The 17,620-nt window shown below is 58.8% G+C and carries 12 protein-coding genes; 5 read left to right on the forward strand and 7 right to left on the reverse strand.

Annotated elements, in window-relative coordinates; genetic code table 11:
* Positions 1–6: 6 nt before the first annotated feature.
* On the reverse strand, positions 7–1,323 hold the full coding sequence (locus tag PSPTO_RS01920; protein ID WP_005763521.1) for an ABC transporter substrate-binding protein: 1,317 nt from the start codon (positions 1,321–1,323) through the stop codon (positions 7–9).
* Positions 1,324–1,604: 281 nt separating this feature from the next.
* On the opposite strand from PSPTO_RS01920, the gene PSPTO_RS01925 reads away from it, so the two are divergent.
* Entirely contained in the window at positions 1,605–2,504 is a 900-nt protein-coding gene (locus PSPTO_RS01925; RefSeq protein WP_011103119.1) for an AraC family transcriptional regulator, read from the forward strand.
* On the opposite strand, the gene PSPTO_RS01930 is transcribed toward PSPTO_RS01925, so the two are convergent.
* Together PSPTO_RS01930 and PSPTO_RS01935 are read right to left on the reverse strand one after the other, a co-directional pair.
* On the reverse strand, positions 2,505–3,764 hold the full coding sequence (locus PSPTO_RS01930) for a cation:proton antiporter (protein ID WP_005763524.1): 1,260 nt from the start codon (positions 3,762–3,764) through the stop codon (positions 2,505–2,507).
* A gap of 276 nt (positions 3,765–4,040) precedes the next feature.
* Positions 4,041–4,370, reverse strand: a complete 330-nt coding sequence (locus PSPTO_RS01935; RefSeq protein WP_003373363.1) for a DUF2790 domain-containing protein — start codon at positions 4,368–4,370, stop codon at positions 4,041–4,043.
* 216 nt (positions 4,371–4,586) lie between these two features.
* Between PSPTO_RS01935 and PSPTO_RS01940 the strand changes: the two genes are divergently transcribed.
* The 4 genes from PSPTO_RS01940 (at position 4,587) to PSPTO_RS01955 (ending at position 9,406) form a co-directional block, all read left to right on the forward strand.
* The gene (locus PSPTO_RS01940; protein ID WP_017698872.1) at positions 4,587–4,811 is read left to right on the forward strand and encodes a hypothetical protein; all 225 of its coding nucleotides are present in this window, start codon (positions 4,587–4,589) and stop codon (positions 4,809–4,811) included.
* Between the two features lie 422 nt (positions 4,812–5,233).
* The gene (locus tag PSPTO_RS01945; protein WP_005763528.1) at positions 5,234–6,559 is read left to right on the forward strand and encodes an OprD family porin; all 1,326 of its coding nucleotides are present in this window, start codon (positions 5,234–5,236) and stop codon (positions 6,557–6,559) included.
* Between the two features lie 201 nt (positions 6,560–6,760).
* Positions 6,761–8,137, forward strand: coding sequence for an MATE family efflux transporter (locus PSPTO_RS01950; protein ID WP_007247551.1), 1,377 nt, complete (start codon positions 6,761–6,763; stop codon positions 8,135–8,137).
* An 81-nt stretch (positions 8,138–8,218) separates the two neighbouring features.
* Positions 8,219–9,406, forward strand: a complete 1,188-nt coding sequence (locus PSPTO_RS01955; protein ID WP_007247550.1) for an AMP-binding protein — start codon at positions 8,219–8,221, stop codon at positions 9,404–9,406.
* 357 nt (positions 9,407–9,763) lie between these two features.
* Here the strand turns inward: PSPTO_RS01955 and PSPTO_RS01960 are convergent, their stop codons facing one another.
* From PSPTO_RS01960 to PSPTO_RS01975, 4 genes are all read right to left on the reverse strand, one after another.
* Positions 9,764–10,786, reverse strand: coding sequence for an IS110-like element ISPsy7 family transposase (locus PSPTO_RS01960; RefSeq protein ID WP_011103120.1), 1,023 nt, complete (start codon positions 10,784–10,786; stop codon positions 9,764–9,766).
* Between the two features lie 78 nt (positions 10,787–10,864).
* Complete coding sequence (locus PSPTO_RS01965) at positions 10,865–13,432, reverse strand: PAAR domain-containing protein (RefSeq protein WP_011103121.1); 2,568 nt, start codon at positions 13,430–13,432, stop codon at positions 10,865–10,867.
* A 112-nt stretch (positions 13,433–13,544) separates the two neighbouring features.
* Complete coding sequence (locus tag PSPTO_RS01970) at positions 13,545–14,132, reverse strand: hypothetical protein (RefSeq protein ID WP_011103122.1); 588 nt, start codon at positions 14,130–14,132, stop codon at positions 13,545–13,547.
* Between the two features lie 303 nt (positions 14,133–14,435).
* Positions 14,436–17,597: a CusA/CzcA family heavy metal efflux RND transporter gene (locus PSPTO_RS01975; protein ID WP_011103123.1), complete on the reverse strand. Its 3,162-nt coding sequence runs from the start codon at positions 17,595–17,597 to the stop codon at positions 14,436–14,438.
* Positions 17,598–17,620 lie beyond the last annotated feature (23 nt).

Consider the following 17,620-nt stretch of genomic DNA (forward strand, 5'->3'; position numbering starts at 1 on the left):
GCCGGTTTACTTTGGATAACCGGCGCGCTTCATCTCGCGTTCGGTGACGGCCTGTGCGGCAGTGAGGGCTTGTTCAGTGGTGGTTTGCCCGGTCACAGCGGCTGAGAACAGCTTGCCGACCGAGGTGCCGATGGCCTGGAACTCCGGAATGGTCACGTATTGAATGCCGACATAAGGCACAGGCTTGGCCGAGGGTTGTGCAGGGTCGGCGTGCTGCATCATCTGCAACGTGACTTTGGCGAACGGCGCAGCCTTGAGGTAGGCCTCGCTGTAGGTGGAGGTCCGGGTACCAGGCGGCACATTGGTGATGCCGTCCTTCTCGGCGACCAACTGGATATACGCTTTGGACGTCGCCCAGGTAATAAATGCCTTGGCCGCATCCTTGTGCCTGGAGGTGGCCGGTATCGCCAGCGACCAGGCGTAAAGCCATGAAGAACCTTTGTCGGTCACTTCAACCGGCGCAGGCGCAAAGCCGACGCTGTCGACCACCTTGCTCTGTTCCTTGTCGGTGGTGAAGGAGCCCGCCACGCTGGCGTCCACCCACAAGGCGCATTTGCCGCTATTGAACAGCGCGAGGGTTTCGTTGAAACCGTTGCTCGATACGCCCGGCGGGCCATAGTTTTTCAGGGTGTTGACGTAAAAGTTCGCAGCGTTAGCCCATTCCGGGCTGTTCAGTTCGGGTTTCCAGTGTTCATCGAACCAGCGCGCGCCGAACGCGTTGGCCATGGTGCTGAGCAGCGCGATGTTCTCACCCCAACCCGCTTTGCCACGCAGGCACATGCCGTACACGCCCTTGTCAGGCTGATGAAGCTTTGCCGCGAACTCGCCCAACTGCGTCCAGGTCGGGCGCTCCGGCATGCTCAGGCCCGCTTGCTTGAACAGGTCGGTGCGGTAATAGGTGATCGTGCTTTCGCCATAAAACGGCAGGGCGTAGAGGGTGTTTTTGACCGACAGGCCCTGACGCACCGAGGGAAAGATGTCTTCCAGGTCGTATTCCGGCGCAAGGTCGGTGATCGGCTCCAGCCATTGCTTGGCGCCCCACAGCGGGGTTTCGTAGGTGCCGATGGTCAGCACGTCGAACTGGCCACCCTGGGTGGCAATGTCGGTGGTCAGGCGCTGGCGCAAAACGTTCTCTTCCAGCACCACCCAGTTGAGTTTGATATCAGGGTGCTGCTGTTCGAAGATCTTCGACAGGCGTTGCATGCGGATCATGTCGCCGTTGTTCACAGTGGCGATGGTCACGGTTTCGGCGGCCTGAGCGGCAAGGCTGATGAGGGCAACAGACACACCTGCGGACAGGCAAAGTGCTTTGTGGATATTCATCGTAGTGCTCTCCACTCCGCGCCTTGTTCGGCGGGAGCTATTGTTTTTGTTGTTGACCACGGCTGAGCGGCCTTGATGGACGAGCCGATTACAGCAGCCTGTGCGCGGGTGAACAAACGCAGCAGGAACGCTCGACTGATACTTTTTTAACCGAAGCCTGCCTGGCGGTCTGAAAGCAAAAAAGTACCAGCGCCGGCCTCATCGCGAGCTAGCGCTGGGCGAACGGGAGGGCGTATGTTTGTACGTGCACAGAGCATTCATAACGATAAAAGGCGCAATCTATGCCTGACAGCCGAGCTGCCTTGTTCGAGCAGCGCCCCGCCGAGCTTGAGGTCATCCTCCCGCAGCCCGATCATTGCTTTCGCTGGTATGAGCACGACTATCCCTACTCGCTGGCGCGTTGGAACCACCATCCTGAATTTGAAATCCATCTGATCCGCCAAGGCAGCGGCAGGCTGGTCGCCGGTGATTACATCGGCGAGTTCGGTGCCGGTCATGTGGCACTGATCTGCCCCGATCTGCCCCACGACTGGATCGGCGACCTGGCTCCCGGCGAGCATCTGGCCGGGCGTGACGTGGTGTTGCAGTTCGACGGCGCGGCGTTGCTGGCGCTGCGTGGCACATTGCCGGAAGTGGGTGACTTGCAGCGTCTGTTCGAGCAGGCGCGTCGTGGGCTGGAGTTCACTGGCAAAACGGCGGTGCAGGCGGCGCAACTGCTTGAACAGATTGGCCCGGCTCAGGGGTTGGAGCGATTGATTCTGTTCCTGCAACTGGTCAACACACTGATGAAAGCGCCCACCCAGGACGCTCACCTGCTGGCCAGCGCCTGTTATGCACCGACGCTGGATGCGCGCAGTTCCGAGCGGATCAACAAGGCGTTCGATTATCTGCTGACCGAATTGACCAGTGATGTTCGCCTGTCGGTCATCGCGCAACGGCTGGACATGAGTGATCCGGGCTTTTCACGCTTTTTCAAGCGCACCACCGGCCACTGTTTCATTGATCTGATGCGCAAACTGCGCGTTCAGCGGGCTTGCCGGTTGCTGCTGCAAAGCGAGATGTCGGTGTCAGACATCTGCTTTGAAGTCGGTTACGCCAACCTGTCCAACTTCAACCGGCACTTTCGCGTGGAAATGCAGCAGACGCCCAGTGAATACCGGCGCGCCGCTGCCCTCGTCTGATCAGTGACCTGCCGGGTCTTTCGCCTGTGGCTCGCGAGTGACTGCATTCACCAGCTTGCCGATGGTCAGGCCCTGAAAGAGGATCGACAGCAACACCACGATATAGGTGATGCTCAACAGCAAGTCGCGTTCCGGCCCGTTGGGCAGGGCCAGCGCCAGCGCTACCGAGACGCCGCCGCGCAAACCGCCCCAGGTCAGAATGCGGATGGTGCCGTGCGGCACCTTGCGCCAGCGACGCAGCAGCAGAATGGCCGGGGCCACGGTGACAAAGCGCGAGAGCAGAATCGCCACGGCCAGCAGGCTGGCTGCAATCAAGTGCTGCCACGAGAACGGCAGCAGCAACAGCTCCATGCCGATCAGCGCAAACAGCAATGCGTTGAGCATGTCATCCAGCAACTCCCAGAAACCGTCCATGTAGCGACGGGTCATGTCGTTCATCGCCAGATTGCGCCCCAGATTACCGATGATCAGCCCGGCCACGACCATCGCGATAGGGCCGGACACATGCAGCTCCGAAGCCATTGCCGAGCCGCCGATCACCAGCGCCAACGTCAGCATGACTTCGATCTGATACTGCTCGATGCTCTTGATCATCAGGTACACGGCGTAGCCGATCAGCCCGCCGAACAGCACACCGCCCACCGCTTCGTGAACAAACAACAGCGCGGTTTCGCCTACAGTAGGCGTCTCGCCCAGTTGCGCAATGCCCAGCAACACGGTGAACACCACAACCGCCGTGCCGTCGTTGAACAGTGATTCACCGACGATGGTGGTTTTCAGCGGCTTGGACGCATTGGCGGTCCGCAACACGCCGAGCACCGCAATCGGGTCGGTGGGCGAGATCAGCGCGCCGAACAGCAGGCAGTACAGCGGGCTGACGTGCCAGCCGAACAGGGCAAAAATCCAGTAAGCCAACGCGCCGATGACGGTGGTGGCAATCAACACACCAAACGTTGCCAGCAGGCCGATGGGCCAGCGATAGCTCTTCAGGTCGGCAAGGTTTACGTGCAGCGCCCCGGCGAACAGCAGGAACGACAGCATCCAGTTCATCAGCAGATCGCCGAAGTCGATCTGACCGATCAACTGCTGGACGCGATCTTCCAGGCCGGGATAGCCCAGAAAGCTCAGGCCTTGCAGCAGCAACGAGAACATCAGCGCAGTGACCATTACGCCGATGGTGGGGGGCAGACCGATAAAACGATAATTCACATAGGTCAGCAGCGAGGTGAGGCAGATAAAACCAGCAGCGAGCTCAAGCATCCGTTATTCCAAAATCCGTAATTGCAGTTTCTCGATCACCGTAACCGAGCCTGTGTTTGATGGACCGGGGCGGTGTCCAGGCACATAGCGATGCGACACAGCAGGGTCTGCGTTGACCACGCGAAAACGGTGATGTTGCAAAAAAGCGGGAATAAACGGTCTGGCGGGTTGTAAGCGAGGAACGTCGGGGGGGGCACATATAAAAAAGTCAGCCCGGATAACGGTCCGGGCTGACGGGGGATGTAACGGTGGGTGGCCTCCCTGGCAGGTTCAGAATCATTGGCTGTTTCTGCACCCGCTCAGGATCTGATACTGCACGGTGTTCAGCTTGCCTTTGGAGTCCTCGTAGGTCATCAGCTTGGGCATCACGCTACAGGTCTGCAGATCCGGGGATTTGCGAATGACCTTGGCAACGTCCAGCTTCATGCCGTACTTGTATTCCTTGATCTCAGGCATCGGCTTGTTATGAATAGCGGCGTACTTCTGTACGCTGGCCTGGTGCTCTTTAATCACGGTAGTGGCTTTGACTTCATCAGTGGTGTAAGCGAAAGCACTCAGTGGCGAAAGGATAACCAGAGCAAGTAACAACGATTTGGCTGTGCGCATTTTCTTTTGTCTCCGTTTGAATGTGGCTTAACCTTAACAAGTGCGTGCTAACCAGAAAGTGGCTGAAACATTACAAATCGGTAATCTGGTAAATGTCAGCTTTCTAACAGTATTGTCATTCTCTGCTCACCTTCCTGTTAGCTGCCCTGGCATAAGCTTGTTTCATCCCTGACGAGCACCGCGCTCTTAAGGAACCCCTTACACACCCAAGAGGTAATGATGATGAAACTGATCAAGTCGATGGTCTTCGCCGTAGCTGCCTTGTCCGCCACTGCAGCCTTCGCCGACGACGGTAACGAGTACGCAAGCATCGCCGCTGACAAGATGCGTCTGGCGCAGGAATTGCGTTTCAACGAACAGAACAGCAGCAATAAAGCCGAGCAGTACGTCAATACAGACGACAACGCCAAGGCCGAGCGGTCGACCAAGTCCGAAGGCTGATGCCTTTGATGCCCGACCCGCTGCACCCCCATTCGCCCTTTGTAGCAGCTCCCTGCTCCTTTGGACGGGGCGAATCTTTAAGCGTCCTGCGGGGCGCTTTTTTTTTATTTCCGCCACGGGCCATCGCCCCCACGCTCAGCGGTATACACAACGCGGCTTGACTCTCGTGCGACGTGCTGCGTCGCATGCCGTTCTGGACGCTCCGCGTCCGATCTTGAGTGCCGGGTTGCGCGTGTCAAAGCATGTTTCATTTTATTGAATAAACACACGCCGTCGTGTGCTTCATTACCTATTTGTAATCTGGCTGTCACCTTGGCGTTATCTTCGCCACTTCAAGATTGTGCCCCACTGGCAGCGCTCGGGTTTATAAAAATAGCCAGGCCGACATGTTTATAACAATCTGCCGATCAGACGGAGCGCACATGACTCAACTTAAAACACTCTCACTGGCCCTGTGTTCGACACTCGCAGGTGTCGCACCGGCTGCCGTATTTGCCGACGAGCAGAAAGAAGGCTTCATCGAAGGCAGCACGCTGACCGTACTCAACCGCAACTTCTACATGAACCGAGACCACCGCAACGGCGAGTCCAGCCCTACCGGCAATGGTTATTCCGAAGCGTGGGCGCACGGCATCATCGGGCGATTCCAGTCCGGTTTTACCCAAGGCACCTTCGGCGTTGGCGTCGATGCCTTTGCCATGATCGGCATCAAGCTCGACACCGGTGACGGACGCAACGGCGGGCGCAGCCCGTTCGACGTAATGCCGGTCGATGGGGACGGCAGCGCCCGTGACGAATACACCAAAGTCGGCGGCTCACTGAAAGCCCGTGCCTTCGACACCGTCGTGAACGTAGGTGATGTTTTCCCGTCCACACCAGTGGTTGCTTTCGGCGACTCTCGCTTGCTGCCGGAAAGCTTTCGCGGCGTCACGGCGATCAACAACAGCTTCGAGGGCCTGACCCTGCAAGGCGGTCGCTTGCACTCCATGAGCCAGCCGGTCTCCAGCAACATGCGGGACGGTTTCGTCACATTCTACGGCGGTGCCGTCGACTCTCCGTGGGTTGCCTACTTCGGCGGTGACTATCAGGCCACCGACAGGCTGAGCCTTGGCCTTTACACCAGCCGACTCAAAGACGCCTGGGATCAGAAATACGCCTCGGCGTCTTACGTTCTGCCACTCTCCGATGAACTGTCGCTGACCAGCAGCCTGAACTATTACAACGCCACCGACGAAGGCAAAAAGCTGCTCGGCGAATTCGACAACGATATCTGGAGTGCAAAAGTCGCCCTGCAATACGGCGCGCACACCCTGTCGCTCTCGCACCAGCGCAACCAGGGTGATGACGATTTCGACTACCTCAGGCAGTCCGACTCCATCTACCTGGCCAACTCCATCCAGTACAGCGACTTCAACTCACCCAAAGAGCGCTCGTGGATGGTCACCTACAACCTCGACATGTCCACTTATGGCGTTCCCGGCCTGTCATTCATGACCCGTTACGGCAAAGGCACCGACGCCGACTACTCCAACGCCAACAGCACCTACATGCGCCGCGACGCACAAGGTAACCCGCTGACCGATCAGAAGCGTTGGGAGCGCAACATCGAAGCCAAATACATCGTGCAGACCGGCTCGTTGAAAGACCTGTCCCTGCGCGTTCGCCAGGCCAATACTCGCGCGACAGCGTTTGAATCGGATCTGGATGAAGTAAGGGTGATTATGGAGTATCCGTTGAGCGTGCTCTGACCGCTTATCACACTTCAACAGCAGCATCAGTCAAAGCGCCTTTCGGGGCGCTTTTTCGTTGTGCGATGGTTCTTGCCCGTAAACTTTCCGGAACTGCAACGTTGTTTCGGTCACTCAGTGAGCGCTCAATAGTCCGGGGTGCTGCACTGCCGATGCTCATCTGAAAATCGGCGATGGCGTTCAACGGGAAGAGAAGGGTCAATGGCGGTTACCAAAGCAGTCTTCACCGAGGGCTCGGTGTTGCGGCATGTTGTGTTCATGACCAGCACCAGTGCGACCAGCCTGTTGTCGATCTTTCTGATCGAAGTGCTGACCGTGGTTTATATCGCGATGCTGCGCGACGACAGTTTGCTGGCCGCGTTCGCGGTGGCCAAGACCCTGATGTTTTTCATTATCTCGATGATTCTTGGCATCGCCGTGGCAGTCTCTTCAACCGTGTCGAGAGCCTTGGGCAGTGGCGTGCCGGATCAGGCCAGGCGGCTCGCCAGCAGCGGCTTGCTGCTGGGCATCATTGCCACTGTCTGTTGCGCTGTGCTTGAGCTGATATTTCTGGATTCAGCCATACAAATGCTGGGCGGCGAGGGCAGTAGTTTCACCGCGGCGCGCGAGTACCTTTGGCTAACCCTTCCGGCCTCGGTGCTGGTTGCCGTCGAGCAACTGTGCGTGCAGATACTGCGCAGTGCAGGGTTCGGCAAACAGGCGATGTGGACCCTGCTGACTGCGACTGCTGCCGTCGCAATCGCCGACCCGCTGCTTATCATCGTGTTCGATCTGGGCCTGGCGGGTGCGGGGGTCGCCTACCTGATATCGAGCCTGGTATCGGCGTGCCTGGGATTTTATTACGTCCACCGTGTCGCCCGCCTGACCTGTCGGGTCAGCCTGACGCACCTGTCAGGCGACATCAGCATTATCGGCCGAACTGCCGTGCCCGCGGTGATCGGAAACCTGGCGACACCGGTGGGCATGGCCTACGTAATGGCTGCGATGGCGCCATTCGGTGCACAGGCGCTGGCGGCGATCGGGGTGATCGACAGGGTCATTCAGGTAGCGTTTTGCGTGGTGTTTGCCTTGCCCGGCGCGCTGATTCCGATACTGGGACAAAACCTCGGCGCAATGAACACCGCCCGCGTCTCGCAAGCCGTAAAAACCACGTACGGGTTGCTGATCGGCTACGGGGCAACCACCTCGCTGTTGCTGATTCTGCTGGCTGAGCCGTTGGCCAGACTGTTCCATGTTTCCGGCGAAGGCCTGGTTGTTTTCTCCGCGTTCTGTCGATGGGGCGGTCTTCTCTGGACGCTGATCGGGCTCCAGTTCATTGCCACGTCTATCTTTCTCAGCGCAGGTCGACCGATGTACGTGACGTTGTTTGGCTGGCTGCGGGCCAGCCTGGGAACGGTGCCGTTCGTGTGGTATGGCGCACAGGCATTCGGCAGTGTCGGTGTCATGCTCGGGCAACTGCTGGGCAACACCATAGTGGCCTTTTGTGCCTGCTGGGTGGCGCATCTGCTCATGAAAAAGCGGATAGGCAACAAGCTCGACCTAACAGGGAACCGATCTCGCCATCGAGGTAACTCATAGCCCACGCTTTGTCCGCCCTTCGCTGCTGACGGGTGGGCAGGTCGTACAGATAATCAAAAAAATGGACTATAGAGGACTCTCATGACTGCCTACGATGTAGAAAAGGAATGGAGCAGAATTTCCAATACTGCCGCTAAAACTCACCAGAACAACGATTTTGAAGGTTTCACCTACCAGGACTTCAGAACCCACGTACCGATCATGGACAAGGAAGGCTTCGCGGCACAAACCGAACGCTGCCTTGAGCGCAACGAGCGCAACTGCCTGATCGGCTTTACCAGTGGCACCAGCGGCAACCTCAAACGCTGTTATTACTACTACGACTGTGAAGTCGATGAAGACAGTTCCCGCTCCAACGTCTTCCGCAGCAATGGTTTCATTCAACCCGGTGATCGCTGCGCCAACCTGTTCACCATCAACCTGTTTTCTGCCCTGAACAACATCACCACCATGATGGCCGGTAACTGCGGTGCGCATGTGGTGTCCGTAGGCGATATCACCCTGCTGACCAAGAGTCACTTCGAGGCGCTCAACTCGATCAAGCTCAACGTACTGCTCGGCGTACCCTCGACCATCCTGCAGTTCATCGATGCCATGCAGCAGCACGGTGTGCACATCGATATCGAAAAGGTCGTCTTCAATGGCGAGGGCCTGAAAACCTTTCAGAAGAAAATCATCAGGGAAGCCTTTGGCGAACAGGTCTCCATCGTCGGCGTATATGGCAGTTCCGAGGGCGGCATTCTGGGTTTCACCAACAGCCCTTGCCACACCGAATACGAGTTTCTTTCCGACAAATACTTCATCGAGAAAGAAGGCGACAGCATCCTCATCACCTCGTTGACCCGCGAGAACTTCACACCGCTGCTCCGGTATCGCCTGGGAGACACCGCAACGCTTTCGCTGAAAGGCGACAAGCTCTATTTGACTGACATCCAGCGGGAGGACATGAGCTTCAACTTCATGGGCAACCTCATTGGTCTGGGCATCATTCAACAAGCGATCAAACAGACACTGGGCCGCACGCTGGAAATCCAGGTTCACCTGTCAGTGACTGATGCGCGCAAAGAACTGGTGACCGTTTTCGTTCAGGCCTCGGAAGTCAACGAAGATGAACGCGCCAGAATCGAAACAGCCATCGCCGATATTCCGGACATCAACGAGGCCTATCAGAAAGACCAGGGCAGCGTGCTGGTTGTGCGCAAGGATGCCAGAGACTACGCCGTCTCGGAGCGAGGCAAAATGCTCTACATCATTGACCGCAGGAATTGAATGGCTGATGTGAAAGCATGAACACGCTGCACCGACGGGGTCTTTGGGCTGTGTGGGTGCAGTTTGCGAGGCGAGGCTTCCTGCGTCAGGCGGCAGAGGATGTCGTAGGCAAATGTATGGTCAGCCCACCTCCTGCAATCGCAGTTCGATGAGCGGTAAAGCATGCTTGCGCTAATGTATCCGGGCTCATTCTGGGCAATTTCGCTGCCCGGCCCTTGATGAGTATTCGCCGCCTTACTGTCCTCAAAAATCCCTAAAGCCTCGAAGGCTGCTTTGCCTATCAGGTTTTCAGTCTGGCCATGAGCTGTTTATCGTCATCATCACTGCGTCGCAAAAGCCGGTACGCCTATGTCCTACTCAGATCATTGATGCGTTGTAAGTGCTACCTCGTCTGAGCACCGCCCATACGATTCTTGCCAGCTTGTTCGCTAAAGCACATGCCACCTTGTTCGGATGCTTGCGTGCCAACAAGTCTCTTACCCACTGCCCAAGGGCATCATCGCGGCGTTCTATTCGAATCATGAGCGCTCGAGAACCTTGCACCAACAGGGTTCGCAGGTGCCTGTCACCTCGCTTGCTGATACCCAGCAATACGGGTCTCCCGCCTGTAGAGAACTGTCTGGGAACCAGCCCCAGAAAAGCGGAAAGGTCTCGTGAGGCTCGAAAATTGGAAGCGTCACCCAGATCCGCTACAAATGCGCTGGCGGTAATAGGACCAATGCCAGGAATCGTCATCAAGCGTGTACCAGCATCGTCTTGCGCCAGTTGCTGCTTGATTTGCGCATCACAGGCCTTTATTTCGGTATCAAGGCGATGAATATCCTCCAGCAAATGCTCCATGACCCTTTTGAACTGCAGCGGCAGGTCGCTACGTGAATCGTCAATCAGCTCAGGCACTTTGGCGATCGCTGCCTTGGTGGCTGGCAAGGCAATTCCGAACTCAAGCAAAAAACCATGCACCCTGTTGATGGCTTCAGTACGGTGGCAAACCAGTGACTCGCGAAGACGATGTTGTACAGAAAGTACCTGCTGCTCCACAGTCTTGACGGCAACGTAATGAGTACGTGGTCTGGAGGCCGCCTCGCATATAGCTTCGGCATCGATGAAGTCATTCTTGTTGCCCGTCACGTAGGGCTTCACATGTTGCGGAGCAATCAACTTCACCCGGTGCCCCAGCGAGGCGAGTTTCCTGGCAAGCCAGTGAGAGCCACCGCACGACTCCATTGCAATGGTGCAGGGTTCAATCTGAGCCGCAAACTGCAGAAGGCGATTGCGATTGAAGCACTTGCGTAATACTTGGTGGCCGCCTGCATCATGGCCTATGAGGTGAAAACTGTTTTTACCAATGTCGATGCCTAAGAGCTTGAGGCCGTTTTTCATGAGTGATCTCCTCGACGTTAGAGAGAAACCCGGAAAGTGTAGACACTCCGGGTTTCTCGGATCGGGCTGACCATCTCATTATTCCAGCTTTTCAGCCGTCACGCCGAGTTTTCTGCCGCTGTCGGTGGGCTTGCGCTGAATCGACAGCAGGCGGTCGCTGTCGTCGTACGCGAAATCCTGACGGGCATCGTCGTTGAGTCTGGCCAGTAAGCGGCCAATCGAATCACGCTCGAAATACGTGCTGCGCTGTGGCCGTTCGCCTTTTTCGCTGTAGCCGGTTTCTTCAACCTGAGTCAGATGCCCGCCCAGGTTGTAGCTGAACCGGCGAGTCAGTTGGTCGATGCGTTTTTCTTCGATCAGCCGGTCGGAATGGTCGTAGGCGAAAGTGTAGGTCGCATCGTTTTCATTGGTCAGTGCCACCAGGCGCAGGGCCTTGTCGTATTGGTACGCGACCATCAAGCCCTTGGGGTCCTGACGGCGGACCGGCAGGCCACGGGCGTTGCGGGCCAGGTGGGTGGTCTGGTCCTTGCCGTTGGTGTGTGTCAGCACCTGGCCGTGGGCGTTGTAGGTAAAGCGTTCACGGCTGCCGTCCGGGTGGTCGATGCGCAGCACTTCGCCGCCGGGTTTGCGTTCCAGCGTGGTGGTGTTGTTCAGGGCATCGGTGACGGCGATCAGTTGATGGCGTTCGTCGTACCGGTAATGGGTGCTCTTGCCCGAGCAGTCCTGAAAGCGTTCGACCTGCGCCAGGCTGTTCCACCACAGGTATTTTGACTTGAGGGTCGCGTCGGTGATGGTGTGCGGCAGGCCGTCTTCGCCGTTGTAGTACTCGGTCTTGTTGCCCAGCGCGTCGATTTCAGTGATGAGGTTGCCCCGATCATCGTAACGGGCCTGCCAGGTGCTGCCGTCGGGGTAGGTGACCTGTTTGACCAGCGTGGTCTTGTAGTGATGTTTGAAGCGGGTGGTTCGGCCCAGCGGGTCGGTTTCGGCTGTCAGGCGTGACAGGTCGTCGTACTCAAAGCCCAGCTGATTGCCGTCGGGCAGTGTCAGGCCGGTGATGTTGCCGGTGTCGTCCAGCGCGATGCGGTACTGCTCGCCACCGAAATCGGTGCTGGCGATGACGCGGCGGTCCTTGTTGTAGGTCACTTCGGCGCAGCGGCCCAGTACATCGGTTACGCGGGTCTGGCGCGCTTCAAAATCATAATCGAAGTGAAGGTGCTCGCCGTCGCTGGTCCAGTGTTCGACCACACGCGGTTTGTCATCCAGCACTTCCCAGCGGTACTCGCAGCCAAGCCCCAGTGCATTGGCATGGCGGGTCATCAGGCCGTCGGTGTAGCTGAAGGTGCGCACCGAATCGCCATTGCGGTTGTACACGCCGTTCAACTGGCCGTTGCTGTCGTAGTGGTAACGCACCAGCGTTTCGACCGCCTTGCCGTCAACGATGCGTTTGACGGTGCTCAGGCGGTGGGACACTTCGTCGTAGTGCAGGTGCACGCGCTGCCCGCCGGTGGCGCAGATGTCGGTCAGTACGCCGTCTTCACTGCGCACAAAATGCAGAAAATGCCCGAGGGCGTTTTCGATGCGTTCCAGCGGCACCGGCTGGTTGTCGTCGGGTACTTCGCCGAAGTAGTAGAAAACGTTGTCCAGCGTTTGCACCAGGTAATGACCGCCGTTGGTGCGCACCAGGTACAGCTGTTCCTGTGCGTTGTAGATGCGCTGGTTGTAGTCCAGTGTCACGAACGGCACGCTGCGGCCCTGATTGTCGCTGAGGTACAAAAAACTGCCCTTGCGGCGCAGGCTTTGTTCCCACGGCAATACCCAGCCTTTGCCCAGCACGCTGTCGACATTGAGGTCGCTGGCGTAGAAGCGTGTCCACTCGATAGGCATCCGGCCGGGCAGGCTGAAGTCGAACTCGTCGATCAGCAGTTTGCGCCCGGTGGTGGTGTCCACCGGGTTGCCGTGCAGGCCGCCGAGCACTTTTTCCGCCAGCGGGGCGACGCCAAAGCGAACGATGGCATCGCTCAACACGATGCCGCCCATAAAACGTAGCGCACAAGGGCCAGCGGCTTTGAGCCCGGCCTGCAGGCCCAGCTTGGCGATGCTGCCCACCGCTTTGGCACCGCCCGCGACCACCAGCAGAATGTCCACGGTGTAGCGGGCTGTCGCCGACACTTCATCGTCCACCGCCAGGTAGCGATGGGTGCCGCCGCCAATGAACACGTTGTTGGAGCCGGTGCCGATTTTTGCGCCGCAGGTCAGTTTGTCGCCTTTGCGCGCGGCAGGCTTGCCGTTGATGAATACATTGCTGGAGCCTTCGGCCACCTTGACGATGGGCGAGTGCTTTTCGCACACCGCCGTGCTGTCGATGGCAAACGCGGCGGGGCGACCGTTGATGAACACGTTGGGCGAGCCCGACTCGATCTGCCCCGCCGCAGAGCTGAAGGCGGCGCCGATACTCTCTCCGAGGCTGGCAATGGCATTACCGGCCAGACCGACCGCAAGACCCAGTAAAATTCCGCCGAGCCCGCAGGTGGCGACGGTGAACGACACATACGCCACTGCCGCAATGCCCACAATCGCACCGAGCACAAAGCCTGTCATGGCACTGGTGTGATCAATCTCATCCATCAACCGCGCCGCCTCGAACATCGCCGTTACTCCTGCAGGCTGCGGACAGTTGAGGGGGCGTCACCGGGAGTGAGGCTGATGTTGTGCAGTGGATAGTCCATTAAAACGTGTCCTGTCAGCGGTGAAGTGGAGTTCAGGAGGCGGTCAGGCCTTCAAGCATGCTGTCGAAATCCAGCAGCCAGGTGGTGAGCGCGGGTTTTTCAGAGTCGATCACGCATCCCACGCTCAGCCACTGACGCTGATTGTGATCGGCGACCGGCACGATGGCGCCGATCAAGCGCCCGTGTCGCTCCTCAAAGCCTTCGCGAAAGTGAAAATCCAGCCCCAGCGCCGCATTACCGGCCAACAGCGTTTCATAGTGGCGAATGATCCGGACCTCGCCATGCAGGGGCTTTAGCGCCTTGACGGCTTCGGCGAATGCCTCGGCAAGGTTTGCCCCTTCAGGCACATCGCGCCTCTGAATGGAGACGACAACAGGCTCTCCCTCAACGTGAACAGTGGCTTCAATCGCGCTGCAGCGGAACCCTTCCGGGAAGCCGAAATGGAACCCGCCGAAGTTGAAGCTGCAGGGGGCGTCGAGCAAGGGCTGTGGAACGGGAATGGCCGCTTGAATGAGGTCAAGTTCACGTTGCGCAGCGGCGCGTTCAGCTTCCTCGCGCGCCAGGGCTTCGTTAGCCAGTCGGCGCTCGGAGATACGGTCGTAGAGACTGGGTCGTGTCATAGAGCCTTGGCCTTGTTCATCAATGTCTACATCTCCTTATGCCGGGTGGCGCCGGTCAATGCCGCGCCAGACACCCGTTTGTATGCTGACGATAGGCATTTGAACGAGCCGGTTGCATCTCCAATGGCGAACGGCCGACATGGAAAAAACTGAAAACCCTGTGGGACAAAGGCTACGGACAGGTTCTACTTGCAAAAGTTAAGCGTTCGACCTTTCCTCAAGCGAAAGTTCATTGCAGGCACACGAAAGCTTCAGGAGGCCCTGTCTTGAGCATCCTGAAGCGTGAGTGGTTGGCGGTTAAAACTATTTCAGCGCCTTGACCTCATCCTCTTCCTGCTCCTCCTCGCGCCGATGCGCCCACTGATACAACGCCGGCAGCACCAGCAACGTCAGCGCCGTAGACGACAGAATCCCGCCAATCACCACCGTTGCCAGTGGCCGCTGCACTTCCGCGCCAGTTCCGGTGGCAAGGGCCATGGGGATGAAGCCCAGGGAGGCGACGAGGGCGGTCATCAGCACCGGGCGCAGGCGGGTGAGGGCGCCTTCGTTGATGGCGTCGTGCAACGAGCGGCCTTCTTCGCGCAGGCTGCGGATGAAAGAGATCATCACCAGGCCGTTCAGCACGGCCACACCCGACAGGGCGATGAAGCCCACGCCTGCGGAGATCGACAGGGGAATGTCGCGCAGCCACAGGGCCATGACGCCGCCGGTGAGGGCGAACGGTATGCCGGTGAACACCAGCAGGCCGTCCTTGAGGTTGTTGAACATCATGAACAACAGTGCGAGGACCAGCAGCAATGCCACCGGCACGACGATTTGCAGGCGTTTGGCGGCCGATTGCAGTTGCTCGAACTGGCCGCCCCAATTGGTCCAGTAGCCCGCCGGGATCTGCACGCCGCTGTCGATGGTGGTGCCCGCTTCTTCGACAAACGAGCCGAGGTCGCGACCGCGCACGTTGGCGCTGACGATCACCACGCGCTTGCCGTTCTCGCGGCTGATCTGGTTCGGGCCTAATACCAGATCAAGGCTGGCGACCTGGGACAGGGCGATGAAGCTGATCTGCTGGCTGCTCGCGTTCGCAGGCACCGGAATGAGCAGGCTGGAAAGCCCGTCCACGTCGGTACGCAGTTGCTCGGACAGGCGCACCACCATGTCGAAACGCCGATCACCTTCATACAAGGTGCCCGCCTGACGACCGCCCAGCGCAATGGCGATGGCGTCCTGCACGTCGGCCACGTTGAGGCCGTAACGCGCAGCCTTGTCGCGGTCGATGTTGATGGTCAGTACCGGCAGGCCGGTGGTCTGCTCGACTTTGACTTCTGAGGCGCCCGGCACTTTTTGCAGCGTGGCGGCGATTTTGGCGGCGGTCTGGTTGAGCACGTTCATGTCGTCGCCGAACACTTTCACCGCCACGTCACTGCGCACCCCGGAAACCAGTTCGTTGAAGCGCAACTGGATCGGCTGGGACAGTTCGTAGTTGCTGCCCGGCACACTGGCGGCGGCCTTTTGCAGGTCGGCGATCAGCGTTTCGCGGGATTTGTCCGGGTCCGGCCATTCGCTTTGCGGCTTGAGCATCACGTAGCTGTCGGAAATGTTGGGCGGCATCGGGTCGGCGGCGATCTCGGCGGTGCCGGTACGGGCGAAGACGCGCTGCACTTCCGGCACTTTTTCGATGATGGCTTTTTCCAGACGCTGCTGCATGTCCACCGACTGGCTCAGGCTGGTACCGGGTACGCGCAGCGCCTGCAAGGCAAAGTCGCCTTCGCTGAGGCTTGGGATGAACTCGCTGCCCATGCGGCTGGCAGTGAAGCCGGACAGCACGATCAGCACGAAGGCCATGCCGAAGGCGATGGCGCGATGGCTCAGCACCCAGCTCAGGATCGGCGCATAGCGCTGGCGAGCGGTGCGCATCACAAAGCCTTCTTCTTCCTTGACCTTGCCGGTGACGAACATGGCGATGGCGGCCGGCACGAAGGTCACCGAGAGGATCATGGCGCCGAGCAGGGCGATGACCACGGTGAAGGCCATCGGGTGGAACATTTTGCCTTCCACGCCGGTGAGGGCAAAGATCGGCAGGTACACGACCATGATGATCAACTGGCCGAATATCAGCGGCCGACGGGCTTCTCGGGCGGCGGCGAACACTTCGTGGAAGCGCTCGCTGCGGGTCAGCATGCGGCCGTATTTCTTTTGGGCATGTGCCAGCCTGCGGATGGCGTTTTCGACGATCACCACCGCGCCATCGACAATGATGCCGAAGTCCAGCGCGCCCAGGCTCATCAGGTTGGCGCTGACCTTGTTGGTGAACATGCCGGTGAAGGTGAAGAGCATGGCCAGTGGAATGACCATGGCGGTGATCAGTGCGGCGCGGATGTTGCCCAGGAACAGAAACAGAATCACGATGACCAGAATCGCGCCTTCGATCAGGTTCTTTTTCACCGTCGCGATGGCCTTTTCGACCAGGTTGGTGCGGTCATACACCGTGACCGCCTCGACGCCTTCGGGCAGTGTGCGGTTGATGTCGGCAAGCTTGGCCGCCACGGCCTGCGAGACGGTCCGGCTGTTTTCACCGATCAGCATGAACACCGTGCCGAGCACCACTTCCCGACCGTTTTCAGTCGCGGCGCCGGAGCGCATTTCCTTGCCGATGCCGACCTCGGCCACGCTGCTGATTCTGATCGGCGTGCCCTGCACATTGGCGATGACGATGTTGGCGATGTCGTCCACCGTGCCGAGCTGGCCCGGTGCGCGGATCAACAGTTGCTCGCCGCCGCGCTCGATGTAACCCGCGCCAACGTTGGCGTTGTTGCGCTCCAGTGCGGCCACCAGGTCGTTTAGGGTCAGCTTGTAGGCCGCGAGTTTTTTCGGGTCGGGGGCTATCTGGTATTGCTTGGCGAAACCGCCGATGGTGTTGATCTCGGCCACGCCCGGCACGTTGCGCAGTTGCGGCTTGATAATCCAGTCCTGGATCACTCGCAGGTCCGTCGGCGTGTAAGGCGTGCCGTCTTCTTTCAGCGCGCCGTCGCGGGCTTCGACCGTCCACAGAAAAATCTCGCCGAGGCCGGTGGAAATCGGCCCCATCATGGCATCGACGCCTTCGGGCAACTGGTCCTTGGCAATCTGCAGGCGCTCGCCCACCAGCTGGCGAGCAAAGAACAAGTCCGTGCCGTCTTCGAAAATCACCGTGACCTGGGACAGGCCCGAGCGCGACAGCGAGCGGGTCTGTTGCAGGCCAGGCAGGCCGGCCATGTTGGTTTCGATGGCGAAGGTAACCCGCTGCTCGGTCTCCAGCGGTGAGAAGCCGGGCGCGGAGGTGTTGATCTGCACCTGAACGTTGGTGATGTCGGGGACGGCATCGATGGGCAGTTTCTGGTAACTGGCAATGCCCAGCCCAGCCATGAGCAACACAGCGAGCATCACGACGATGCGCTGTTCAATCGCGAATTGAATCAACCGTTCAAACATGGAGGTGTACTCGTGTGGCGCAG

This window comes from Pseudomonas syringae pv. tomato str. DC3000 (assembly GCF_000007805.1).
Lineage (GTDB): Bacteria > Pseudomonadota > Gammaproteobacteria > Pseudomonadales > Pseudomonadaceae > Aquipseudomonas > Aquipseudomonas avellanae.

Coding starts and splice junctions, on each gene's coding strand:
- PSPTO_RS01955 (WP_007247550.1), top strand. CDS start 8,219: ATGACTGCCTACGATGTAGAAAAGGAATGGAGCAGAATTTCCAATACT.
- PSPTO_RS01950 (WP_007247551.1), top strand. CDS start 6,761: ATGGCGGTTACCAAAGCAGTCTTCACCGAGGGCTCGGTGTTGCGGCAT.
- PSPTO_RS01960 (WP_011103120.1), bottom strand. CDS start 10,786: ATGAAAAACGGCCTCAAGCTCTTAGGCATCGACATTGGTAAAAACAGT.
- PSPTO_RS01940 (WP_017698872.1), top strand. CDS start 4,587: ATGATGATGAAACTGATCAAGTCGATGGTCTTCGCCGTAGCTGCCTTG.
- PSPTO_RS01925 (WP_011103119.1), top strand. CDS start 1,605: ATGCCTGACAGCCGAGCTGCCTTGTTCGAGCAGCGCCCCGCCGAGCTT.
- PSPTO_RS01945 (WP_005763528.1), top strand. CDS start 5,234: ATGACTCAACTTAAAACACTCTCACTGGCCCTGTGTTCGACACTCGCA.
- PSPTO_RS01970 (WP_011103122.1), bottom strand. CDS start 14,132: ATGACACGACCCAGTCTCTACGACCGTATCTCCGAGCGCCGACTGGCT.
- PSPTO_RS01930 (WP_005763524.1), bottom strand. CDS start 3,764: ATGCTTGAGCTCGCTGCTGGTTTTATCTGCCTCACCTCGCTGCTGACC.
- PSPTO_RS01965 (WP_011103121.1), bottom strand. CDS start 13,432: ATGTTCGAGGCGGCGCGGTTGATGGATGAGATTGATCACACCAGTGCC.
- PSPTO_RS01920 (WP_005763521.1), bottom strand. CDS start 1,323: ATGAATATCCACAAAGCACTTTGCCTGTCCGCAGGTGTGTCTGTTGCC.
- PSPTO_RS01935 (WP_003373363.1), bottom strand. CDS start 4,370: ATGCGCACAGCCAAATCGTTGTTACTTGCTCTGGTTATCCTTTCGCCA.
- PSPTO_RS01975 (WP_011103123.1), bottom strand. CDS start 17,597: ATGTTTGAACGGTTGATTCAATTCGCGATTGAACAGCGCATCGTCGTG.